This window comes from Timonella sp. A28, assembly GCF_051200815.1.
In the GTDB taxonomy this organism is placed as follows: Bacteria; Actinomycetota; Actinomycetes; order Actinomycetales; family Cellulomonadaceae; genus Timonella.
The window spans coordinates 2466124-2487671 of the sequence record NZ_CP195159.1 but is presented as its reverse complement, the minus strand read 5'-3'; the positions used below and the strand labels follow the sequence as shown (position 1 = coordinate 2487671).

29 protein-coding genes are annotated in these 21548 nt (G+C 53.4%); all 29 read right to left on the bottom strand.

Annotation, left to right across the window (positions count from 1 at the left end; translation table 11 throughout):
- Nucleotides 1-146: 146 nt before the first annotated feature.
- On the bottom strand, nucleotides 147-3074 hold the full coding sequence (locus ACR9EC_RS11805) for a LuxR C-terminal-related transcriptional regulator (protein ID WP_435299409.1): 2928 nt from the start codon (nucleotides 3072-3074) through the stop codon (nucleotides 147-149).
- A gap of 284 nt (nucleotides 3075-3358) precedes the next feature.
- Nucleotides 3359-4192 (bottom strand): type I methionyl aminopeptidase, encoded by an 834-nt coding sequence (gene map / locus ACR9EC_RS11800; RefSeq protein ID WP_435299408.1) that lies wholly within the window; start codon nucleotides 4190-4192, stop codon nucleotides 3359-3361.
- Between the two features lie 21 nt (nucleotides 4193-4213).
- Nucleotides 4214-4807, bottom strand: a complete 594-nt coding sequence (locus ACR9EC_RS11795) for an adenylate kinase (protein WP_435299407.1) — start codon at nucleotides 4805-4807, stop codon at nucleotides 4214-4216.
- On the bottom strand, nucleotides 4804-6093 hold the full coding sequence (gene secY / locus ACR9EC_RS11790) for a preprotein translocase subunit SecY (protein ID WP_435299406.1): 1290 nt from the start codon (nucleotides 6091-6093) through the stop codon (nucleotides 4804-4806). The genes ACR9EC_RS11795 and secY overlap by 4 nt, the downstream gene beginning before the upstream one ends.
- Before the next feature lie 334 nt (nucleotides 6094-6427).
- Nucleotides 6428-7015, bottom strand: coding sequence for a 50S ribosomal protein L15 (gene rplO, locus ACR9EC_RS11785; RefSeq protein ID WP_435299405.1), 588 nt, complete (start codon nucleotides 7013-7015; stop codon nucleotides 6428-6430).
- Between the two features lie 2 nt (nucleotides 7016-7017).
- Entirely contained in the window at nucleotides 7018-7200 is a 183-nt protein-coding gene (rpmD, locus tag ACR9EC_RS11780) for a 50S ribosomal protein L30 (protein ID WP_435299404.1), read from the bottom strand.
- A complete protein-coding gene (gene rpsE, locus ACR9EC_RS11775; RefSeq protein WP_435299403.1) occupies nucleotides 7200-7853 on the bottom strand; it encodes a 30S ribosomal protein S5 in 654 nt (217 codons plus the stop codon). The genes rpmD and rpsE overlap by 1 nt, the downstream gene beginning before the upstream one ends.
- A gap of 34 nt (nucleotides 7854-7887) precedes the next feature.
- Nucleotides 7888-8259, bottom strand: coding sequence for a 50S ribosomal protein L18 (gene rplR, locus ACR9EC_RS11770; protein WP_435299402.1), 372 nt, complete (start codon nucleotides 8257-8259; stop codon nucleotides 7888-7890).
- A gap of 2 nt (nucleotides 8260-8261) precedes the next feature.
- Nucleotides 8262-8801 carry a 50S ribosomal protein L6 gene (rplF, locus tag ACR9EC_RS11765; RefSeq protein ID WP_435299401.1) on the bottom strand — a complete coding sequence of 180 codons (540 nt, stop codon included), beginning with the start codon at nucleotides 8799-8801 and terminating at the stop codon, nucleotides 8262-8264.
- Nucleotides 8802-8820: 19 nt separating this feature from the next.
- Nucleotides 8821-9219, bottom strand: a complete 399-nt coding sequence (gene rpsH / locus ACR9EC_RS11760) for a 30S ribosomal protein S8 (protein WP_435299400.1) — start codon at nucleotides 9217-9219, stop codon at nucleotides 8821-8823.
- A gap of 75 nt (nucleotides 9220-9294) precedes the next feature.
- A complete protein-coding gene (locus ACR9EC_RS11755) occupies nucleotides 9295-9480 on the bottom strand; it encodes a type Z 30S ribosomal protein S14 (RefSeq protein WP_019146759.1) in 186 nt (61 codons plus the stop codon).
- 1 nt (nucleotide 9481) lies between these two features.
- Nucleotides 9482-10030, bottom strand: coding sequence for a 50S ribosomal protein L5 (gene rplE, locus ACR9EC_RS11750; RefSeq protein WP_435299399.1), 549 nt, complete (start codon nucleotides 10028-10030; stop codon nucleotides 9482-9484).
- Nucleotides 10030-10380: a 50S ribosomal protein L24 gene (gene rplX, locus ACR9EC_RS11745; protein WP_435299398.1), complete on the bottom strand. Its 351-nt coding sequence runs from the start codon at nucleotides 10378-10380 to the stop codon at nucleotides 10030-10032. Before rplX ends, rplE begins: the two co-directional genes overlap by 1 nt.
- Nucleotide 10381: 1 nt before the next feature.
- Entirely contained in the window at nucleotides 10382-10750 is a 369-nt protein-coding gene (gene rplN / locus ACR9EC_RS11740; RefSeq protein WP_013837848.1) for a 50S ribosomal protein L14, read from the bottom strand.
- Between the two features lie 137 nt (nucleotides 10751-10887).
- On the bottom strand, nucleotides 10888-11160 hold the full coding sequence (gene rpsQ, locus ACR9EC_RS11735) for a 30S ribosomal protein S17 (RefSeq protein ID WP_435299397.1): 273 nt from the start codon (nucleotides 11158-11160) through the stop codon (nucleotides 10888-10890).
- 7 nt (nucleotides 11161-11167) lie between these two features.
- Nucleotides 11168-11407 carry a 50S ribosomal protein L29 gene (gene rpmC, locus ACR9EC_RS11730; protein ID WP_435299396.1) on the bottom strand — a complete coding sequence of 80 codons (240 nt, stop codon included), beginning with the start codon at nucleotides 11405-11407 and terminating at the stop codon, nucleotides 11168-11170.
- Complete coding sequence (gene rplP, locus ACR9EC_RS11725; protein ID WP_435299395.1) at nucleotides 11407-11826, bottom strand: 50S ribosomal protein L16; 420 nt, start codon at nucleotides 11824-11826, stop codon at nucleotides 11407-11409. Before rplP ends, rpmC begins: the two co-directional genes overlap by 1 nt.
- A 4-nt stretch (nucleotides 11827-11830) precedes the next feature.
- Nucleotides 11831-12655, bottom strand: a complete 825-nt coding sequence (gene rpsC / locus ACR9EC_RS11720; RefSeq protein WP_435299394.1) for a 30S ribosomal protein S3 — start codon at nucleotides 12653-12655, stop codon at nucleotides 11831-11833.
- Nucleotides 12655-13023, bottom strand: a complete 369-nt coding sequence (gene rplV, locus ACR9EC_RS11715) for a 50S ribosomal protein L22 (RefSeq protein WP_435300659.1) — start codon at nucleotides 13021-13023, stop codon at nucleotides 12655-12657. The genes rpsC and rplV overlap by 1 nt, the downstream gene beginning before the upstream one ends.
- 59 nt (nucleotides 13024-13082) lie before the next feature.
- A complete protein-coding gene (rpsS, locus tag ACR9EC_RS11710) occupies nucleotides 13083-13364 on the bottom strand; it encodes a 30S ribosomal protein S19 (RefSeq protein WP_435299393.1) in 282 nt (93 codons plus the stop codon).
- Nucleotides 13365-13379: 15 nt separating this feature from the next.
- A complete protein-coding gene (gene rplB, locus ACR9EC_RS11705) occupies nucleotides 13380-14216 on the bottom strand; it encodes a 50S ribosomal protein L2 (RefSeq protein WP_435299392.1) in 837 nt (278 codons plus the stop codon).
- Entirely contained in the window at nucleotides 14203-14553 is a 351-nt protein-coding gene (gene rplW, locus ACR9EC_RS11700; RefSeq protein ID WP_435299391.1) for a 50S ribosomal protein L23, read from the bottom strand. Before rplW ends, rplB begins: the two co-directional genes overlap by 14 nt.
- Nucleotides 14550-15233, bottom strand: a complete 684-nt coding sequence (gene rplD, locus ACR9EC_RS11695; RefSeq protein WP_435299390.1) for a 50S ribosomal protein L4 — start codon at nucleotides 15231-15233, stop codon at nucleotides 14550-14552. The genes rplW and rplD overlap by 4 nt, the downstream gene beginning before the upstream one ends.
- 4 nt (nucleotides 15234-15237) lie before the next feature.
- The gene (gene rplC / locus ACR9EC_RS11690; protein WP_435299389.1) at nucleotides 15238-15897 is read right to left on the bottom strand and encodes a 50S ribosomal protein L3; all 660 of its coding nucleotides are present in this window, start codon (nucleotides 15895-15897) and stop codon (nucleotides 15238-15240) included.
- Nucleotides 15898-15916: 19 nt separating this feature from the next.
- Nucleotides 15917-16225, bottom strand: coding sequence for a 30S ribosomal protein S10 (rpsJ, locus tag ACR9EC_RS11685; RefSeq protein ID WP_019146773.1), 309 nt, complete (start codon nucleotides 16223-16225; stop codon nucleotides 15917-15919).
- Nucleotides 16226-16795: 570 nt separating this feature from the next.
- Nucleotides 16796-17986: an elongation factor Tu gene (tuf, locus tag ACR9EC_RS11680; RefSeq protein ID WP_435299388.1), complete on the bottom strand. Its 1191-nt coding sequence runs from the start codon at nucleotides 17984-17986 to the stop codon at nucleotides 16796-16798.
- A gap of 133 nt (nucleotides 17987-18119) precedes the next feature.
- Complete coding sequence (gene fusA, locus ACR9EC_RS11675) at nucleotides 18120-20222, bottom strand: elongation factor G (protein WP_435299387.1); 2103 nt, start codon at nucleotides 20220-20222, stop codon at nucleotides 18120-18122.
- A gap of 90 nt (nucleotides 20223-20312) precedes the next feature.
- The gene (gene rpsG / locus ACR9EC_RS11670) at nucleotides 20313-20783 is read right to left on the bottom strand and encodes a 30S ribosomal protein S7 (protein ID WP_435299386.1); all 471 of its coding nucleotides are present in this window, start codon (nucleotides 20781-20783) and stop codon (nucleotides 20313-20315) included.
- A gap of 1 nt (nucleotide 20784) precedes the next feature.
- Nucleotides 20785-21159, bottom strand: coding sequence for a 30S ribosomal protein S12 (gene rpsL / locus ACR9EC_RS11665; protein WP_198732584.1), 375 nt, complete (start codon nucleotides 21157-21159; stop codon nucleotides 20785-20787).
- Nucleotides 21160-21548: the final 389 nt, after the last annotated feature.

Sequence of the window (21548 nt, the reverse complement as noted above, 5' to 3'; positions counted from 1 at the left end):
CCCCCAGGAAACTTCTCGTGAGTGATACATATCTCGCACATCACGTTTCCATGGTTGGGGAATACTCACCGCCCAGATCGAGATGAACTTGGGGTGAGGGTGAAGGTTAGATTAGATGAGCAACCAACCACACCTCTTCTAAAACCTCAGGTCCGCTCAATAATTCCCAACTCGATACCGCGCTCAATTGCTTCCGCAATATTATGAACATCCAACTTTCGATAAATATTACGCAAGTGAGTTTTCACAGTGTTTACCCCAAGAAAAAGCTCCTTTGCTGTACCAGCAATCGTTGAGGTCTTACCTAAAGCAACAAGCACTTCACGTTCCTTCACCGACAACAAATCTGGACGCGAAGGGCTATCAAAAGGCATAACAAAACCGGGCTGATCTTCAGGATAAATATCGGCAAAACGAGAACTCAGTTTCCGAAAATCCTGCAACGTCGTTTGCGGGAGCATCGCAAAATACAACGTCATATGAGTTTGCAACGAGATATCTTCAGCCTGCCGCAAAAGCTCCACAACCGTATCTTCCCGTTTCAGCTCATGCTCAGCAGCCGCCCGCAACGTCAACAACGCAAGACGGATCCGAATAGAAATCGGCTTAGACTCCAACGCTACGCGAGTAAAAGTTGACGCCTCATCAAAATTCCCAGACAAGTACATTTCTCTCGCCCTAGCCTCAAGAAAATATGGGCTACCAGAATCCAACTTTCGCAACTCAACACGTGCATCCTGCAAATGCCCGATCGACAACAAAAGATGAATACGAGCTTCCGTCAATAAGGCAATCACCAAATTGTATGTCGGGCTTTTCGGCATCTGCGCAAGAATCCGACCAATATGCTCAAGAGCTTGCCTCTGAGTACCCGCCCTCATCGCACACAAATTATGCGACGTAAAACGTATCGCGCTAATCGGATTCATATGGGCTTCATCGCCACCCAACGCAGCACCATGGCCGCCGCAATCACAATGCTCCAAAATCGACGCCCGATACCAACCACGCACAACTGTAGCGACCTCGCTCAGCACAACATCAGAACCTGCAACGGCCTCATCAATATCAGGCAACGCCTCAGCAACCTCATCACAGTGCCCTCGCACCAGCTTTACTGCGGCACGATACACAACAGCACTGCGCACTTCGCTTTCTTCCGGGGCAGGAATCCGCTTCAACTCATACGAAGTACGTTCAAAAGCAGTCCCGGCTTCCTCTAACTCGCCAATCAAAAACCTCGACAGCCCCCACTCAACCAAAACCCTCACAAGCTCAGGACGATTCTCTGGCGTTACAGCATCCAAAACCCGATCATCAAAATACGCTGTTGCGCGTGCACCCCCACCCAACAACTGCTCCAAAAGAGTCACGCGCTGACTACGACGTTCCACATTCCCGCTACGTCGACTTTGCCAAGCAGCCATCGCGGATTTCAACACAGCAAGTCGCGGATCGGACGACACTATCTCCTGAGGAACCTTATCGATCAGCACAGCAAGTGCTGGATGATCATATTCCAACACCACCCACCACAACTGCTCCACAATACGAGCAAACAGCTGCCAGCACTTTCCCTCAGCCGCTACCCGCAAAGCGCCCAACACATCATCCGAATCTAAAAGACGCTGCGCCGCAGATTCATAAAAACTACAGACAATCGGATCGTCAAATTCTTCAAACAAAGCAGCAACCGACCACCGGATTATTGGAGCGAGCGAATACTCCACTTCCTCACCGGCCGTAGACACCGGCACCACAGCCCCATAAGACCGCAAAGAAGTTAATGCTGCACGCACTTCCTGCTCTGATTTAGGCTGCGTAACAACGCTCCATTCTCGCTTGCTCAATTCCCTGCCAACTAGCTTGCTGAGCAACGTAGGCAAATCAGCGTGCACAGAACGCAACATAGCTATCGCATCGTGAACACCAAACTGCGTAAAGGGCGTCAAGGACAACAGCAACGACACCCCTAAATCTTTAGGATCTGCACTAAAGCTCTCTTGAAAAAACTGCACAGCACTCGGCAGCCCAAGATCGTACGACAAGACACCGCTAGGATCGCGCACTACTTGCGCAGCCAAAATTGAAGTCAGCGCAGGCCACCCCATCGTGGTGCGGCAAATATCCTCTGCCTCAGCTTCAGACAGTTCAATTCCACGACTACTCGCTTCAACCCGAATTTCTTGCGCTGTAACACGCAACTCATTAGGAGTGATCACAGTGGCACGCACAAGAGCCGGCAGCACGGACTCAAGCTGAGTAGCACCCCTGTTGAGGGCTAACACATGAACGTGTGGAGCATGTTTCAGCAACCCCCACACGAACCGACCAAAAAACATCGATCGTGGCAACGCATCAGCGTGACCATCAAGAACCACCATGATCTTACGGTCTACATGCTGCAGATCAGCCGCCAAATCCTGTACAGCCTGCTGTAGTTCTTCATCGCCTATTTCCGTACGTTCCACATACTGACGTGCAGAAAAAGATTCAGGTGAAACCGATTCAGTCTTCGAACTACGACCTGTAGTAGCTGAAGAGTCTCCTCGTGCGCTCTCTCGAACATGTCGACGAATTGCTTCAATAATGTTCAACGCCGTTTGCTCTACAGAAAAGTCCGGCGGGTCAAGAGCCCAACCCGCGTCTGGCGCAAAAGCCTCAGACCCTACAAGATTCGCCTGCTTATCTTCTTGTAGTAGGCGCTCATCTGCTTCGGCACTTTTATCCGAAGGAACCAAATGCAAAAGGTTGTGCGCGTGAACAGAAGAATCTATGACAGGTTCTGCAAGCACCTCACTTAACGCAAAGACATTCTCATCAGCATGCACGGCTAAGTGATCAGGCGAAACACCAGACCTGTACATTTCTGTCCGTCGCGCAGTGTCACGAAAATTCTCTTTCGTGACGTCTAACCAATACGAAAATCCTTCATCTTGATCTTGGTCTTGATGAGCAGCCGTTAATTCACGCGATGTTGACGTCAGCCAACACACCATGAACCCCTCGCGTTCAAGGTGCTCTAGCCAAGCGCTTGCAAGTTGCCCTTTAAGGAACCCACTAGGACCACGCACGACAGTTAATTGACGAACCTCAGCTAATCTCTTAAGGATTCTCTTCTGCCCCGCGTGGACTCCCCCGCTGTATGAGTACGGCCGGTCCAATGCACTCTGCGTTCTCGGGCCTTCAGAACCAAAATGCACCATTGTGACTACACCTCTCAAGTAAGCGAACATTTTTGTCCACTTCAAGAGTAAATATCACGCTTATGGAGGGCCGTGAACACTTTAAAGCGCTTTTAACCCGCGGCAATCACAAAGCGCTACGCGTGCTTCGCGCATTAGCCCACGTCACGGCGTTATGGTTCGCTTACAACAATTCCATAGTCAGCCAGTTCGGCTTTTCCGCCATCCTGTGCAGTCAACACGCATATGCCGTCGTCTAACAGTGCAACAGTGTGCTCCCAATGGGCAGAAAGCGAACCGTCACGAGTAACAACAGTCCACGAGTCATCAAGTACATCACATTCAGCCGAACCCAAAGTCACCATCGGCTCTATCGCTAAACACAATCCAGGTTTAAGACGAGGGCCCTTCTCACGGACCCAAAAATTTACGACATCTGGTGCTTGATGCAGCGCCGACCCGATGCCATGCCCCACATAATCTTCAACTATCCCAAATTCAACTTTATGTAGTTCGTTTGCCTGTTCGATAGTCGATTCAATGGCCCCACCGATGTCACGCACATAACGGGCTGAATCCATTGCGGCGATACCCGACCACATAGCCGAGCGAGTTACCTCAATAAGATCGTGGGTGTGCGGTTGCAGCGGCTCTCCAACGAGAAAAGTAGCCGCTGAATCAGCATGCCACCCATCTACATGAGCTCCGCAATCTATTGATACAACATCCCCGTCACGTAATTTCCGTTCAGTGGGTATGCCATGAATGACTTGCTCGTTAACAGAAATGCACACTGAAGCAGGGAAACCCTCATACCCAAAAAATGAGGGGGTTGCATTGTTGTCACGAATGACTGTGTCCGCGAGTTCGTTGATCTGGACAAGCGAAAGTCCGGGACGAATAACGTCCCGGACTTCAGCTAAAGCTTGTGCAACGATCAAACCGGCGACACGCATAGTGCGCATCTGCTCGCGGGATTTTATCTCGACGCGATTACGTCTCCACATATCCCGATACCGCCACACTAATTATTGGTCGTCGAATGACTCAAGTGCAGCCAATAAACGGTCAGTAACCTCATCAACGTCACCGATGCCATCTACTTGCACTAAAGCCGAGCGTTGTGCGTACACAGCTGAAATTGGTGCTGTCTGCTCTGCGTATACGGCTAGGCGGTGACGGATAACAGGTTCTGTGTCGTCTGCGCGGCCTTCAATTTCTGCGCGCTTCAACAAACGCTCAGTAACGATATCTCCGTCAGCAGTAATCTCAACTGCGCCATCAAGAGCAACACCGAATTCGGAAAGGATTGCATCTAGTTCTTCAACTTGCGCAACGTTACGTGGGTATCCGTCAAGGATGAACCCTAAAGTCTGCGCATCACCATCAATTTTTGAGGCGAGTTTGTCGCGAACCATCGCGTTGGTGACTGAGTCTGGCACAAGTTCGCCACGGGAAGTGTATTCCTGTGCGAGCTTACCCAACTCTGTTTCACCTTTGATGTTGGCGCGGAAGATGTCACCGGTTGAAATCGCTTCAACCCCTAACTTCTCCGCAAGGCGAGCAGCTTGTGTGCCCTTACCTGCCCCGGGAGGGCCCAACAAAACTATACGTACGCTCATTTGAGCAACCCTTCATAGTGACGCTGTTGGAGTTGGGAATCAATTTGCTTGACAGTATCAAGACCAACACCAACGATAATCAAGATTGATGTTCCACCAAATGGAATGTTGCTGTTCACTCCAAGGGCGATAAACGCAACCGTTGGGATAAGCGCAACAAGCGCTAGGTAGACAGAACCAGCGGAGGTCACACGTGTGATCACATAGTTCAAGTAATCGGCTGTAGGTCGTCCAGCGCGGATCCCTGGAATAAATCCTCCATACTTCTTCATGTTGTCCGCAACCTCATCTGGGTTAAATGTAATTGCCGTATAGAAGAAGCAGAAGAAAATAATCATCGTGACATACAAAACCAAGTGCAGTGGCGCTGTCGGGTCTGCAATATTGTTTTGCACCCACTTCACCCAGTCAGCTTCATAATTCGCAAACTGAGCGATGAGCATAGGAACCGAGAGAATCGACGAAGCGAAGATAACTGGGATAACACCAGCCATGTTCACCTTGATTGGAATATAGGTGCTGGATCCGCCATAAACTTTACGGCCCACCATACGCTTAGCGTACTGAACCGGAATGCGACGTTGAGACTGCTCAACAAAGACCACGAGCGCAATAACAATGAACGCAACAAGAACAACGGTAATGAACTTAGCAAGACCGCCGCTGCCCTTAGCAATCGACCACAATGCACCAGGGAACGATGCAGCGATAGAGATGAAGATCAACAGCGACATACCGTTACCGACACCGCGTTCAGTGATCTGCTCACCAAGCCACATAATCAGACCAGTACCAGCAGTCATCGTAAGGATGATAAACACTGACGTCATAATCGACTCGTCAGGAATTGGGTTACAGCCCGGCAATAGGGCACCAGTACGTGCCATCGTCACAAAGGTTGTTGCCTGAAGCAGACCCAAACCAATAGTGAGGTAACGGGTGTACTGCGTCAGTTTCGCAGTTCCTGTTTGGCCTTCTTTATGCAAAGCCTCAAAACGTGGAATAACAACGCGAAGCAACTGGATAATGATGCTCGCCGTAATGTACGGCATGATACCCAGCGCAAAAATAGACAGTTGGAGCAGTGCGCCACCACTGAAAAGATTCACAATGCCTAACAGTGAGTTGTCTTCATTTGCGGCAAGACATTGTTGAATGTTCGTATATGACACTCCAGGCGCAGGCACATGGGAGCCAATTCGATACAGCACAATAATGCCGATAGTAAACAACAACTTACTGCGTAGGTCGGGCGTCCTGAACGCCCGTGCGAATCCGCTTAGCACCTAGTCCTCCTGAACCACATCTACGGTGTTCCACCGCAGTTGCGGCTATACGATTCTTCTTTTAAGAACAACTCAAAAGAAAACGAGCGTTTAACACGCTCTGACGTCACATTGTCTCAGTCCTTGCTAGTCACTACCGGACCCACCAGTCAACGATAGTCCCCTCTATACATAATCTGCAGAGCGAACACACGTTACAACCAGACAAACCGATAACGAAGATACCTTATCTGTTCAAGGACTAATAAAGAAATCCACAAACAAGGTTACGACAACCCATATACAAAAACTGGGGTCAACGCGCGAACGTTGACCCCAGTCTTATCTGAGAAACTCAGTTGTCGGAAACTGATCCGCCTGCTGCAAGGATTTTCTCCTTAGCAGAGCCAGAAACTGCATCAACTGCAACCTCAAGCTTGACGGAAACAGAACCAGTTCCAAGAACCTTGACTGGGTGACCCTTACGGACAGCACCCTTAGCAACAAGATCCGCAACCGTTACGGCTCCACCCTGAGGGTAAAGCTGCTCGAGCTTGTCCAAGTTAACTACCTGGAACTCAACACGGAATGGGTTCTTGAAGCCACGAAGTTTTGGAAGACGCATGTGAAGTGGCATTTGGCCACCCTCAAAGCGCTGTGGAACCTGGTAACGAGCCTTCGTACCCTTGGTACCACGACCAGCAGTCTTACCCTTGGATGCTTCACCACGACCAACACGGGTCTTAGCGGTTTTAGCACCAGGAGCCGGACGAAGGTGGTGAAGTTTCAAAGCTGGGCCTGCAGCCGCTTCCTGAACTTCTTCCTTCTTCGCAGGAGCTTTTTTAGCTGCTGGCTTCTTAGCTGCTGCTTTTTTAGCAGGAGCCTTCTTTTCGGTGGTCTCAGCTGCTGCCTCGACTACCTCTTCAGCCTTCTTTTCGGCCATGATCAGTCAACCTCCTCGACCGTGACAAGGTGAGCCACAGTCGCGATCATGCCACGAACCTCTGGGCGGTCTTCTTTCACAACGGTTGCACCGATGCGCTTGAGACCAAGAGTACGTAGCGTGTCACGCTGGTTCTGCTTGCCACCAATAACGGACTTGACTTGGGTTACCTTGAGATTGGCCATTACGCACCTACCTCTGTTGCCTTAGCGGCAATGCCCTCAGCCTGTGCGCGAAGAAGAGCTGCCGGAGCAACATCTTCGAGCGGCAGGCCACGGCGTGCTGCAACAGCTGCTGGCTCTTCAAGACCACGCAATGCTGCAACAGTCGCGTGAACGATGTTGATTGCGTTTGAAGAACCAAGTGACTTGGAAAGTACGTCGTGGATACCAGCGCACTCAAGTACGGCACGAACTGGACCACCGGCGATAACACCGGTACCAGGTGCTGCTGGGCGTAGGAACACTACACCTGCTGCTTCTTCGCCCTGTACTGGGTGAGGAATTGTTCCCTGAACGCGTGGAACGCGGAAGAAGTTCTTCTTCGCTTCCTCAACGCCCTTAGCAATAGCTGCAGGAACTTCCTTTGCTTTACCGTAGCCAACGCCGACGGTGCCGTCGCCGTCTCCAACCACAACAAGTGCGGTGAAGGAGAAACGACGTCCACCCTTTACGACCTTAGCTACACGGTTGATGGTGACAACGCGCTCTACGAAAGCGCTCTTCTCAGCTGCGTCACCACGACGTCCGCCTTCACCGCGACCGCGGCTGTTACGGCGTTCGTTCTGCTCGTTGGCGCCACCCGTGGGTGCGCCAGTGTTGCGCTGCCCTGCAGCCATCAGAGTGTCCTTTGCTTCGAAACGGAAGTGGTCATCACAGTGCCAGACCGCCTTCACGGGCGCCGTCAGCAACTGCTGCCACTCGGCCGTGGTACTTGTTTCCGCCACGGTCGAATACAACCGCGTCAATGCCTGCAGACTTTGCACGCTCAGCGATAAGTTCGCCGACCTTGCGAGCCTTTGCAGTCTTGTCTCCATCGAGGGCGCGAATGTCGACCTCGAGGGTGGAAGCAGATACCAGAGTCTTGCCAACGGTGTCGTCGACAACCTGAGCGACCATGTGACGGCTTGAACGCGTCACTACGAGGCGTGGACGTACAGCATTTCCACGGATCTTCTTGCGAAGACGAACGTGACGACGCTGACGAGAAACCGCCTTGCCTTTGCCCAAAACCTTGAGAGCCATCGTTACTTACCAGCCTTTCCAGCCTTGCGGCGGACGTTTTCGCCGGCGTAGCGCACACCCTTGCCCTTGTAAGGCTCTGGCTTACGCAGCTTGCGAATGTTCGCAGCAGCCTCGCCAACCTTCTGCTTGTCGATGCCAGCAACCGAGAACTTGGTTGGGCTTTCAACAGCAAAAGTGATGCCTTCAGGAGCCGAAATGATTACTGGGTGCGAGAAACCAAGAGCGAACTCAAGGTCCTGGCCCTTTGCGGTTACACGGTAACCAGTACCAACGATTTCGAGCTTCTTCTCGTATCCCTGCGTAACACCGGTGATGATGTTTGCAATAAGAGTACGAGTCAGTCCGTGCAATGCACGTGACTCACGCTCGTCGTTTGGACGGCTCACAGTGATGGTGCCATCTTCGTTACGAGCGATTTCAATTGGAGCAGGCACAACGTGCTCAAGGGTTCCCTTAGGGCCCTTAACAGTCACAAGTGCACCGCTGATCGATACGTCTACACCAGCAGGAACCGGAATAGGAAGTTTACCGATACGTGACATGAGTATCTCTCCTTTCCGATTACCAGACGTAGGCGAGGACTTCCCCACCCACGCCCTTCTGTGCTGCCTGCTTGTCGGTGAGAAGACCGGAAGACGTGGACAAAATTGCCACGCCAAGGCCTCCGCGAACCTTTGGCAGGTTGGTGGACTTTGCGTATACACGCAGACCTGGCTTTGAGATGCGGCGGACGCCTGCAAGGGAACGCTCGCGGTTTGGACCAAACTTGAGTTCGAGAACGAGGTTCTTGCCTACAGCGGCATCCTCGACCGTCCAACCCTTGATGTATCCTTCAGCCTTCAAAATGTCTGCAATGTTCGACTTCAGCTTTGACGAGGGCATGGTTACCGTCTCGTGGTAAGCCGAATTCGCGTTCCGCAGACGCGTAAGCATGTCTGCGATCGGGTCGGTCATTGTCATTGGGCTTCTTGCCCTTCCTCGTCGGGGTATCCAGCTAGTTTGCTTAGAGCACCCACTGGACCTACGACGTAGTTGTTACCAGCTGCTCTTCGTGACGCCGGGAAGCTCACCGCGGTGTGCCATTTCACGAAGGCAAACACGGCAGAGTCCGAACTTGCGGTACACCGAGTGCGGACGACCGCACTTCTGGCACCGGGTGTAGGCGCGAACCGCGAACTTAGGCTTTGCGGCGGCCTTGTTGATAAGGGCCTTCTTCGCCATATCAGTTCTCCTTGAAAGGGAAGCCGATGTGCTTGAGGAGCGCACGGCCCTCTTCATCGGTCTTTGCGGTGGTCACAACAGTGATGTCCATACCGCGCTGGCGGTCGATCGAGTCAGGGTCGATCTCATGGAACATCGATTGCTCGGTCAAACCGAACGTGTAGTTTCCGTTGCCATCAAATTGCTTTGGTGACAAACCACGGAAGTCACGGATACGTGGAAGCGCGATCGACGTAAGTCGGTCGAGGAACTCCCACATGCGGTCTCCACGGAGCGTTACGTGTGCACCGATAGGCATTCCCTCACGCAGTTTGAACTGAGCGATAGATTTGCGAGCCTTCGTTACCTGTGGCTTCTGACCAGTGATCAGAGTAAGGTCACGAATCGCACCTTCGATGAGCTTGGAGTCCTTAGCAGCGTCTCCGACACCCATGTTGACGACGACCTTAACAAGGCCACCAACCTGGTTGACGTTCTCGTGCTTGAACTCTTCACGAAGAGTCGGACGGATCTCTGCGTTGTAGCGTGCCTTAAGGCGTGGCTGAGTCATCAGACGTCCCTCTCTTCGTCGCCGTGACCACGAGTTACACGAACACGAGTAACACGGGTACGACCATCGCGCTGTACTTCTTCAAGACGTGAACCAAGACGCTTAGCGCGCTTTGCTTTCTCGTCGTAGTACTGCACGTTAGAAATGTGGATTGGAGCCTCAATGGTCTCAATACCGCCAGTACGGACACCGCGTGCAGTCTGACCAGGCTTAACGTGCTTGGTGACGCGACGGATTCCCTCAACAATGACGCGGTCGCTGTCCTTGAGTACCTCAAGAACGCGGCCCTTTTCGCCTTTGCCCTTACCAGCGATGACTACTACCATGTCACCCTTTTTGATGTTCGCCATTTCAGAGCACCTCCGGAGCGAGCGAGATGATCTTCATGAAACGCTTGTCACGCAGCTCACGGCCAACTGGGCCGAAGATACGGGTTCCACGAGGTTCACCATCGTTCTTGAGAATCACTGCAGCGTTCTCATCAAACTTGATGTAAGAACCGTCTGGGCGACGACGTTCCTTGGCAGTGCGGACGACGACCGCCTTAACGACGTCACCCTTCTTAACGTTTCCGCCAGGGATAGCATCCTTGACGGTTGCGACAATGGTGTCGCCGATTCCGGCGTAGCGACGGCCCGAGCCACCGAGAACACGAATGCAGAGGATTTCCTTTGCACCTGTGTTGTCAGCAACGCGAAGTCGCGACTCCTGCTGGATCATGTAATGAACTCCTGTCGTCGAGCTGGTTCTCGTCTTTTAACGAGCCTTGCCGAACGGATATTTTTCAACCTAAGTAAACCCAAGACACCCCTCAGGGGCGAACCGCCAAAGCGGTCCGCCCCTCGGAGCGAAAGAACTTACTTGGCCTTTTCGAGGATCTCCACCAAACGCCACCGCTTTGAAGCGGACAGCGGGCGGGTCTCCATGATGAGGACGAGGTCTCCGATACCAGCAGTGTTCAGCTCGTCGTGAGCCTTCACTTTGCTAGTCCTGCGGATAACTTTACCGTAAAGCGGGTGCTTTACGCGATCCTCTACCTCAACAACGATGGTTTTATCCATCTTGTCACTCACAACGTACCCACGACGCGTCTTGCGTTGAGGGCGTTCTGCGATTACCTTCTCGCTCATTTAAGCCTCACTCGCTAACGCTTGGTGCAGTACGAATGCCGAGCTCACGCTCGCGAAGGATCGTGTAGATCCGCGCGATGTCGCGGCGTACGGCCTTGAGTCGTCCGTGTGTTTCTAGCTGACCAGAAGCCGCTTGGAAACGCAGGTTGAAAAGTTCCTTCTTCGCCTTCTCGAGCTCAGCAACGAGTGCTGCTTCATCGAGTAGGTCCAACTCTTTGGCTTCAAGACCTTTAGTTCCGATAGCCATCAGTTAGCACCTCCTTCGCGTACCACGAAACGGCACTTCATTGGGAGCTTGTGCATTGCGCGGCTCATTGCCTCGCGTGCAAGAGGCTCAGGAACTCCAGCCAACTCGAATACGATACGACCTGGCTTAACGTTAGCTACCCACCATTCAGGTGAACCCTTACCGGAACCCATACGAGTTTCGGCTGGCTTCTTGGTGAGTGGGCGGTCTGGATAAATGTTGATCCAAACCTTACCGCCACGCTTAACGTGACGTGTCATCGCAATACGTGCAGCTTCGATCTGACGGTTGGTGACGTATGCAGGCGCGAGAGCCTGAATACCGTAGTCACCGAATGTCACAACGTTACCGCCCTTTGATGCGCCGGAGCGTGAAGGGTGGTGCTGCTTGCGGTGCTTTAGCCTGCGCGGGATAAGCATTCGCTCAGGCCTCCGTTCCGGTCTCAGCGGCTGGGGCAGCTGCCTCAGCCGGTGCCTCAGCTACAGGAGCTTCCTGTGCAGCGGCACCCTTGTTGCGGTCGTTGTTACGACGTCCACCACGTGAAGGACGGTCAGAGCGGCCACGGCCGGCACGAGGTGCCTGCGAAGCCTGCTGAGCGTTGAATTCCTTCTCAGTGATGTCGCCCTTGTAGATCCACACCTTTACACCGATGCGACCGAACGTGGTACGAGCTTCAAAGAAGCCGTAGTCAATGTTCGCGCGAAGTGTGTGAAGTGGAACGCGACCTTCGCGGTAGAACTCGGAACGGCTCATTTCTGCGCCACCGAGACGACCAGAGCACTGGACACGGATGCCCTTTGCGCCAGCACGAAGTGCTGACTGCATGCCCTTACGCATTGCACGACGGAATGAAACACGTGATGCGAGCTGCTCAGCGATACCCTGTGCAACGAGCTGTGCTTCAATCTCAGCGTTCTTAACTTCGAGAATGTTGAGCTGAACTTGCTTCCCGGTGAGCTTTTCGAGCTCTCCGCGAATGCGGTCAGCCTCAGCGCCGCGGCGACCGATAACGATGCCTGGGCGTGCGGTGTGAATGTCGACACGTACACGGTCACGTGTACGTTCGATTTCGACCTTTGCGATACCTGCGCGCTCAAGGCCTTCGCTCATGAGCTTGCGGATGGCTACGTCCTCACGAACGTAGTCACGGTAACGCTGGCCTGGCTTAGTGCTGTCGGCAAACCAACGCGACCGGTGGTCGGTGGTGATACCGAGACGGTACCCGTGCGGGTGAATCTTCTGTCCCACTATCGGGCCCCTTCCTTGTCGTCAGCCGGAGCGACAACCACAGTGATGTGGCTGGTCCGCTTGAGGATCTGGCTTGCACGACCCTGAGCACGCGGGCGGAAACGCTTAAGCGTTGGTCCCTCGTCAACCAGCGCAGTCTTAATAACGAGTGTTGTCTCGTCAAAAGCTACGTTGTCGCGGTCGGCGATTACCCGTGCGTTAGCGATCGCGCTTTGCACGACCTTGAGTACTGGCTCGCTCGCAGCTTGCGGTGCGAACTTGAGCACGGCTACGGCCTCAGTGGCCTGCTTGCCACGGATAAGATCCACGACGCGACGGGCCTTCTGGGGCGTGACACGGATGAACCGCGCCTTCGCCATGGCTTCCATTGCTGTCCTGCCTTCTTGGTTCGTCATGACCGAAGGAGTTATCGCAACTGACCCGGGGGTCAGCGGCGACGACCCTTCTTGTCGTCCTTCACGTGGCCGCGGAATGTCCGCGTTGGTGCAAACTCACCGAGCTTGTGTCCAACCATAGACTCGGTCACAAACACTGGAACGTGCTTGCGGCCGTCGTGCACGGCGAAAGTGTGACCTAGGAAGTCGGGGGTGATAACCGACCGACGTGACCAGGTCTTAATTACGTTTTGGGTACCAGCTTCGTTCTGTACGTCGACCTTCTTCTGAAGGTGGCCGTCAACGAAAGGACCCTTCTTCAAGCTACGTGGCATTGTTTCAGGCTCCTATCAGCGCTTCTTGCCGGTGCGGCGACGGCGAACAATAAGCTTGTCGCTTGGTTTGTTCGGACGACGGGTACGGCCCTCTGGCTGACCCCAAGGTGAGACTGGGTGACGACCACCGGAAGTCTTACCTTCACCACCACCGTGTGGGTGGTCGATTGGGTTCATTGCAACACCGCGGACGGTTGGGCGAACGCCCTTCCAACGCATACGGCCAGCTTTACCCCAGTTGATGTTGGACTGCTCTGCGTTACCAACTTCACCAACGGTTGCACGGCAGCGAGCGTCTACGTTGCGGATTTCACCGGAAGGCATACGCAACTGAGCGTATGGGCCGTCCTTAGCAACCAGCTGAACGGAAACACCAGCGGATCGTGCGATCTTGGCGCCACCACCTGGGCGAAGCTCGATAGCGTGAATCACGGTACCGGTTGGGATGTTACGAAGAGGAAGGTTGTTACCTGGCTTGATGTCCGCGGTAGCACCGTTCTCAACGACATCGCCCTGCTTCAATTTCTCAGGAGCAATGATGTAACGCTTTTCGCCATCTGCGTAGTGCAGAAGCGCGATACGAGCGGTACGGTTTGGGTCGTACTCAATGTGCGCGACCTTTGCCGGAATGCCGTCCTTGTCATGGCGACGGAAGTCGATGACACGGTAGGCACGCTTGTGGCCACCACCCTTGTGGCGGGTAGTGATACGTCCGGAGCTGTTACGTCCACCAGTCTTGGTCAGCGGACGAACGAGGGACTTTTCCGGCTCCGAGCGCGTGATCTCGACGAAGTCGGCAACGCTCGAGCCGCGGCGGCCTGGCGTCGTCGGCTTGTACTTACGGATTCCCATGGGGATCTATCCTAATCTGCTCTCGAACGGCTTCAGCTCCAGCTCCACCGAACACGTCGATCTGGTAGCCCTCTGCGAGGGTTACGATCGCGCGCTTGGTGTTCTTGCGCTTGCCGATGCCGAAACGGGTCCGACGGGTCTTACCCTGACGGTTGATCGTGTTAACGGAGGCGACCTTAACATCGAAGATCTTTTCAATAGCGATCTTGATCTCGGTCTTGTTTGTACGTGGGTCTACGAGGAAGGTGTATTTACCCTCTTCGAAGCCAACGTAGCTTTTCTCCGTGAGGACGGGAGCGACTAGGATGTCGCGAGGGTCCTTCTGTACGTTGGTCACTTTGCGTTCTCCTTGTCGAGCTCAGCCGACTTAGGTCCCTGAAGGAATGCTGCAAGAGCACCTTCGGTGAAGACCACGTCGTCGGAGATAAGCACGTCGTAGGTGTTGAGCTGGTCAGCTGCAAGCAGGTGTACAGACTCAACGTTGCGCAGGGACTTGATGGTCATCTCGTCGCCGCGCTCGTGTACAACGAGTACGTGCTTAACGTCATCGAAGTTCACTTTGCTTAGGGAGAGTGCCGAAAGTGCTGCAAGTGCCTTCTTAGTTGAAGGAGCGTCAACGCCGAATCCGGAGATAACGTGAACGCGGTTTGCGCGTGCACGGTCCGAAAGAGCACCGCGAAGAGCTGCTGCCTTCATCTTCTTAGGGGTACGCTGCGAGTAGTCGCGTGGCTGTGGACCGTGTACGATTCCACCACCTGCGAACTGTGGCGCACGAGTCGAACCCTGACGGGCACGACCTGTTCCCTTTTGCTTGTATGGCTTACGTCCACCACCAGAAACATCCGCACGAGTCTTCGTTGCGTGTGTTCCTTGGCGAGCAGCTGCACGCTGTGCAACTACAACCTGGTGAATAAGTGGAACGTTTACCTGTACATCAAAAACTTCACCTGGAAGTTCGGTTGTACCGGTCTTCTTTCCAGTTGCGTCAAATACGTCAACAGTAAGGGTCTCAGCCATTTTTTCACGCTCCCTTAACTGCGCTACGTACGAGTACAACGCCGCCCTTAGGACCTGGAACAGCACCCTTAACGAGTACGTAGCCCTTAGCAGCATCGACTGCGTGTACGGTTAGGTTCTGGGTGGTCTGACGCTCAGCGCCCATACGACCAGCCATACGCAAGCCCTTGAATACGCGCGATGGAGTCGAAGCTCCACCGATCGAACCTGGCTTACGGTGGTTACGGTGAGCACCGTGGGAAGCGGATACACCAGCGAAGCCGTGACGCTTCATAACACCGGCGAAACCTTTACCCTTAGTGGTACCTACTACGTCGACCTTAACTCCGGCCTCAAATACGTCTGCGGTCAATTCCTGACCGAGCGAGTACTCAGATGCGTCAGTGGTACGAACCTCGGTTACGTGGCGGCGTGGTGTCACACCGGCCTTCTCGAAGTGTCCCTTGAGTGGCTTGGTCACCTTGCGTGGGTCAATCTGGCCAGTTGCAACCTGTACGGATGCGTAGCCGTCAACCTCAACGGTGCGAACCTGAGTAACAACATTTGGCTCAACTGCAACAACAGTTACAGGAACCAAACGGCCGTTCTCATCCCAAACCTGGGTCATGCCGAGCTTTGTACCGAGAATCGCCTTTACTGGCTTCTCGTTCTGCTGGGTAGTCATTTAAGTTTCTCCCCCAGTCTCAGAGCTTGATCTCGATGTTAACGTCCGCAGGAAGGTCGAGACGCATGAGCGAATCTACTGCCTTCGGCGTTGGATCGATGATGTCGATAAGCCGCTTGTGCGTGCGCATTTCAAAGTGCTCGCGACTGTCCTTGTACTTGTGAGGCGAACGGATAACGACGAATACGTTCTTTTCCGTTGGCAACGGCACCGGGCCCACGACCGTAGCACCAGCGCGAGTAACCGTGTCGACAATCTTACGTGCCGAGCTGTCGATTACCTCGTGGTCGTAGGACTTGAGCCGGATGCGGATCTTCTGTCCCGCCATGGCGTCGTCTGACTCTCTTCTCTCGAACCGCTAGCTGTCCGACCCCCGCGCTCGCGCGTGTCGCACTAGGCGACATACACATGCGCTACACATTTGTGTGCGGGTCGTTTATCTAGAGAAGGAAACATCTACTTGAAACAAGAAGACACTTACCTTCACAACGTCTACTTGCCTGTGTTCAACCGATTTACATCGCGGGCTTCGATCTGAAAATACCGTACAGAGAGCTCAACGCAACAAATGGCGGCATACGCCACGGCTCAACACACTGTTCGATATTTTAATGATCGCGCCCGTTAACAGGCAACTACTCAATACTGCCATGAATGCAGTAAAAAGCCAACCGCTTTAACCAAGATCACACGGGGTTCTTGCATGCCATCTGGCAGTTGGGGTTTTCGTCCTTACAAGCATACAGGAGCAGCCGCACAATCAAAAATGCCAAGCACGCGAAACGGCAGAGATCACACCACAAAAAATCCACATAAAACGTCGGCACAACAAAAGAAGAGGGCCTCGCACAAGCGAGACCCTCTTCCCTTAGCTTAGAAAGCTAGGTGTGAAATTAGATCACTTAACGATCTTGGTTACACGACCTGAACCAACGGTGCGGCCACCCTCACGGATAGCGAAGCCGAGGCCCTCTTCCATAGCGATTGGCTGGATAAGCTCAACCGACATTTCGGTGTTGTCGCCAGGCATAACCATTTCGGTGCCCTCTGGGAGGGTGATAACGCCGGTGACGTCCGTGGTACGGAAGTAGAACTGTGGACGGTAGTTCGAGTAGAACGGGTTGTGACGTCCACCCTCGTCCTTAGCAAGGATGTAGACCTGTGCTTCGAAGTTGGTGTGAGGGGTGATCGAACCTGGCTTCACAACAACCTGACCACGCTCAACGTCTTCACGCTTGGTACCGCGAAGAAGAAGACCAGTGTTGTCACCAGCCTGAGCCTGAGTCATTTGCTTGTGGAAGGTCTCGATACCAGTAACAGTGGTCTTCTGTGCTGGGCGGATACCGACGATCTCAACTTCGGAGTTAACGTCGAGTACACCACGGTCAACCTTACCGGTCACAACGGTTCCACGACCGGTGATGGTGAAGACGTCCTCAATTGGCATGAGGAATGGCTTGTCAAGGTCACGAACTGGGTCTGGAACGTTGTTGTCAACTGCTTCCATGAGCTCTGCAACAGAGTTCATCCACTTTTCGTCACCTTCAAGAGCCTGGAAACCAGAAACGCGGATAACTGGAGCGTTGTCACCGTCGAAGCCCTGGCTTGAGAGGAGTTCACGAACCTCCATCTCGACGAGCTCGAGGATTTCCTCGTCGTCGACCATGTCGCACTTGTTGAGTGCAACGAGGAGGTAAGGAACACCAACCTGACGAGCAAGAAGAACGTGCTCGCGGGTCTGTGCCATTGGACCGTCGGTTGCTGCTACAACGAGGATTGCTCCATCCATCTGTGCAGCACCGGTGATCATGTTCTTGATGTAGTCAGCGTGACCAGGTGCGTCAACGTGTGCGTAGTGACGCTTGTCAGTCTCGTACTCAATGTGCGAGATGTTGATCGTGATACCACGCTGCTTCTCTTCAGGAGCTTTGTCGATCTCGTCAAACTTGAACTCTGGGTTCACGTCTGGGAAACGGTCGTGCAGAACCTTGGAGATTGCAGCAGTAAGAGTGGTCTTACCATGGTCAACGTGACCAATGGTACCGATGTTTACGTGCGGCTTCGTACGCTCGAAAATGGCCTTCGCCACTGTGGTCCTCCTGGGACTTGGGTAGTTTTGCCGATCGTGCACATACCGGCTCGTGAACGAGCATAGGTATATGCGGGGCGGCGATCGCTACAGGTTGATGTGTTGTTATTTTACAGTACGACCTGTGGGGAACTCACTCGCCCCGGGTCTTCTTGATGATCTCTTCGGCAACTGCGCGAGGAACCTCGGCGTAGCTGTCGAATTGCATCGAATACACTGCACGACCCTGGGTCTTCGACCGCAGGTCACCGATGTACCCGAACATTTCTGACAATGGTACTTGTGCGCGAACAACCTTAACACCGGTTGCTTCTTCCATGGACTGGATGATTCCACGGCGTGAGTTGATGTCACCAATCACGTCGCCCATGTATTCCTCAGGGGTACGCACCTCAACAGCCATTACTGGCTCGAGAAGTACCGGATCGGCACGCTTGGCACCCTCACGGAGCACCATGGTACCGGCAATCTTGAACGCCATTTCTGACGAGTCAACATCGTGGTAGGCACCGTCAAGAAGACGAGCCTTAACACCCACGAGTGGGAAGCCAGCGAGAATACCCTGCTCCATTGCTGCCTGGATACCAGCGTCAACGGAAGGAATGTACTCACGAGGGATACGTCCACCAGTAACCTCGTTGGAGAACTCGTAAAGTTCACCCTCGGCAGTGTCGAGAGGTTCGAAAGTAACCTGCACCTTAGCGAACTGACCAGAACCACCGGTCTGCTTCTTGTGCGTGTAATCGATCTTCTCAGCGGTACGACGGATTGTCTCGCGGTATGCAACCTGTGGCTTACCAACGTTAGCTTCGACTTTGAACTCACGACGCATACGGTCAACGAGGATATCGAGGTGAAGCTCACCCATACCACCGATAACAGTCTGGCCGGTTTCTTCGTCAAGCTTGACGCGGAAGGTTGGGTCTTCTTCAGCAAGCTTCTGGATAGCTGTTGAGAGCTTCTCTTGGTCAGCTTTCGTCTTTGGCTCAATTGCCACGTCGATAACTGGCTCTGGGAAGGTCATTGACTCAAGGATCACTTGGTTCTGTGAGTCGCAAAGGGTGTCACCAGTGGTGGTGTCCTTCAAACCGATGAACGCATAGATGTGACCTGCGGTTGCTTCTTCAACAGGGTTTTCTTTGTTGGAGTGCATTTGGAAGAGTTTTCCGATGCGCTCTTTCTTACCCTTTGTTGAGTTAACAACCTGCTGTCCTTGTGCAACCTTTCCGGAGTACACGCGAACGTAGGTGAGCTTTCCAAAGAATGGGTGAGCTGCAACCTTGAATGCGAGTGCCGAGAATGGCTCGTCTGCACTTGGCTTACGCGAAAGAACAACTTCCTCATCGTTAACTGCGTGTCCTTCAACAGCAGGAACGTCAAGAGGAGTTGGCAAGTAATCGATAACAGCGTCAAGCATCGGCTGGACACCCTTGTTCTTGAATGCAGAACCACACAGAACAGGGAATGCTTCACCAGCAATAACGAGCTTACGGATACCCGACTTGATCTCAGCAATGCTGAGCTCTTCGCCACCAAGGTACTTCTCTAGAAGAGCTTCGTCAGCTTCAGCAACATCTTCGATGAGCTGGGCGCGGTATTCCTTCGCCTTCTCAACGAGGTCAGCTGGGATTTCTTCAACGTCGTATGCTTCACCAAGTTTGGTTTCACCGTGCCAGACGTATGCTTTCATCTCAAGTAAGTCGACCATACCGATGAAGTCGTTCTCAGCACCGATTGGAAGCTGAATAACGAGTGGCTTAGCCTTCAAACGGTCAACGATGGTCTTTACGGTGAAGTAGAAGTCTGCACCGAGCTTGTCCATCTTGTTGACGAAGCAGATACGTGGGACGTTGTACTTGTCTGCCTGACGCCAAACGGTCTCAGACTGAGGTTCAACACCCTCTTTACCATCGAACACTGCAACTGCACCGTCGAGAACGCGGAGCGAACGCTCAACCTCAACGGTAAAGTCAACGTGACCTGGTGTGTCAATGATGTTGATCTGGTTGTCTTTCCAGTAGCAGGTGGTAGCTGCTGAGGTGATAGTAATACCACGCTCCTGCTCCTGCTCCATCCAGTCCATCGTCGATGCACCGTCGTGGGTTTCACCAATTTTGTAGTTCACACCTGTGTAGAACAGGATGCGCTCAGTGGTGGTAGTTTTTCCGGCATCGATGTGTGCCATGATGCCGATGTTACGGACCTTGTTCAGGTCGGTCAGCACGTCAAGTGCCACGGTCTTACCTCTTACTGGTAATAGGAACAGACTATTGTCCGCTCACCGCGGGTATACCTAGTGCCCCGACGAGCGGGGCACCTAAAAGTATTACCAGCGGTAGTGAGCGAAGGCCTTGTTCGATTCGGCCATCTTGTGCATGTCCTCGCGGCGCTTAACAGCTGCCCCGAGACCGTTCGATGCGTCGAGGATCTCGTTCATGAGACGCTCTGTCATCGTCTTTTCGCGGCGTGCGCGGGAGTAGTCGGTCAACCAACGAAGTGCAAGGGTAGTTGCACGTGCTGGACGAACCTCAACTGGCACCTGGTACGTTGCACCACCAACGCGACGTGAACGAACCTCGAGCGCAGGGCGGATGTTCTCGAGAGCACGCTTCAACGTGACAACTGGGTCAGCGTCAGTCTTTTCGCGTACACCCTCAAGTGCACCATAAACGATAGCTTCTGCAGTCGACTTCTTGCCGTCGAGAAGAACCTTGTTAATAAGCTGCGTCACAACTGGCGAACCGTAGACTGGGTCAACGATTAGCGGACGCTTGGGGGCTGGACCCTTACGAGGCATTTCAGCTCTTCTCCTTCTTTGCGCCGTAACGGCTACGAGCCTGCTTGCGGTTCTTGACACCCTGGGTGTCGAGAGCACCGCGGATTACCTTGTAACGAACACCCGGAAGGTCTTTAACACGACCACCACGAACGAGCACGATTGAGTGCTCCTGGAGGTTGTGACCAACACCTGGGATGTAAGCGGTAACTTCAATGCCGCTCGAAAGCTTCACACGGGCTACCTTACGGAGCGCTGAGTTTGGCTTCTTTGGGGTGGTGGTGTAGACGCGGGTGCACACACCGCGCCGCTGAGGGGAGCCTTTGAGGGCGGGAGTCTTCGACTTGCCGGCCTTCGACGTCCGCCCCTTACGGACGAGCTGCTGGATAGTGGGCACTACAACTCCGTGTCATTTAGAGCCCGCCAGCTTTAGAAAAGACGGGCTTCATACGGTCTAATATAGGATCCGTCGTGCCAGGGCACACAAGCGCACCCACGGCTGCTCACCGTCAAAATACGCCACGTTCCACCGGCTCGATGGCCCAGATAAGCATGTCAGCTACTTACATGGGATATGCACTAGAGAAAAACCGCTTGAATCACTTATACAAGCTCAAGCCCATAAACATATGCGACACTGACAGTCGCAGACATGTTCACTGACGTGATTACAGCTTGCATGGTAAACATGGAAACTGTTTCAAGCGGCGCTTCAATGCGCACACAGTCATTAAGAATACCGTTCGAACAATTGCGCGTCAAAGCCTTACAGCAATTTTAGTGCCG

Coding starts and splice junctions, on each gene's coding strand:
- rplN (WP_013837848.1), bottom strand. CDS start 10,750: ATGATCCAGCAGGAGTCGCGACTTCGCGTTGCTGACAACACAGGTGCA.
- rpsS (WP_435299393.1), bottom strand. CDS start 13,364: ATGCCACGTAGCTTGAAGAAGGGTCCTTTCGTTGACGGCCACCTTCAG.
- ACR9EC_RS11755 (WP_019146759.1), bottom strand. CDS start 9,480: ATGGCGAAGAAGGCCCTTATCAACAAGGCCGCCGCAAAGCCTAAGTTC.
- rplF (WP_435299401.1), bottom strand. CDS start 8,801: ATGTCACGTATCGGTAAACTTCCTATTCCGGTTCCTGCTGGTGTAGAC.
- rplP (WP_435299395.1), bottom strand. CDS start 11,826: ATGCTTATCCCGCGCAGGCTAAAGCACCGCAAGCAGCACCACCCTTCA.
- rplC (WP_435299389.1), bottom strand. CDS start 15,897: ATGACTACCCAGCAGAACGAGAAGCCAGTAAAGGCGATTCTCGGTACA.
- rpsJ (WP_019146773.1), bottom strand. CDS start 16,225: ATGGCGGGACAGAAGATCCGCATCCGGCTCAAGTCCTACGACCACGAG.
- rpsH (WP_435299400.1), bottom strand. CDS start 9,219: ATGACAATGACCGACCCGATCGCAGACATGCTTACGCGTCTGCGGAAC.
- rpmD (WP_435299404.1), bottom strand. CDS start 7,200: ATGGCCAATCTCAAGGTAACCCAAGTCAAGTCCGTTATTGGTGGCAAG.
- rpsG (WP_435299386.1), bottom strand. CDS start 20,783: ATGCCTCGTAAGGGTCCAGCCCCCAAGCGTCCGCTAATCGTTGACCCA.
- rplE (WP_435299399.1), bottom strand. CDS start 10,030: ATGACTCAGCCACGCCTTAAGGCACGCTACAACGCAGAGATCCGTCCG.
- rplR (WP_435299402.1), bottom strand. CDS start 8,259: ATGGCTCTCAAGGTTTTGGGCAAAGGCAAGGCGGTTTCTCGTCAGCGT.
- rpsQ (WP_435299397.1), bottom strand. CDS start 11,160: ATGAGCGAGAAGGTAATCGCAGAACGCCCTCAACGCAAGACGCGTCGT.
- rplO (WP_435299405.1), bottom strand. CDS start 7,015: ATGGCCGAAAAGAAGGCTGAAGAGGTAGTCGAGGCAGCAGCTGAGACC.
- rplV (WP_435300659.1), bottom strand. CDS start 13,023: ATGGAAGCCATGGCGAAGGCGCGGTTCATCCGTGTCACGCCCCAGAAG.
- rplD (WP_435299390.1), bottom strand. CDS start 15,233: ATGGCTGAGACCCTTACTGTTGACGTATTTGACGCAACTGGAAAGAAG.
- rplB (WP_435299392.1), bottom strand. CDS start 14,216: ATGGGAATCCGTAAGTACAAGCCGACGACGCCAGGCCGCCGCGGCTCG.
- rpsE (WP_435299403.1), bottom strand. CDS start 7,853: ATGGCTGCAGGGCAGCGCAACACTGGCGCACCCACGGGTGGCGCCAAC.
- ACR9EC_RS11795 (WP_435299407.1), bottom strand. CDS start 4,807: ATGAGCGTACGTATAGTTTTGTTGGGCCCTCCCGGGGCAGGTAAGGGC.
- map (WP_435299408.1), bottom strand. CDS start 4,192: ATGTGGAGACGTAATCGCGTCGAGATAAAATCCCGCGAGCAGATGCGC.
- rplX (WP_435299398.1), bottom strand. CDS start 10,380: ATGGCGAACATCAAAAAGGGTGACATGGTAGTAGTCATCGCTGGTAAG.
- rpmC (WP_435299396.1), bottom strand. CDS start 11,407: ATGGCTATCGGAACTAAAGGTCTTGAAGCCAAAGAGTTGGACCTACTC.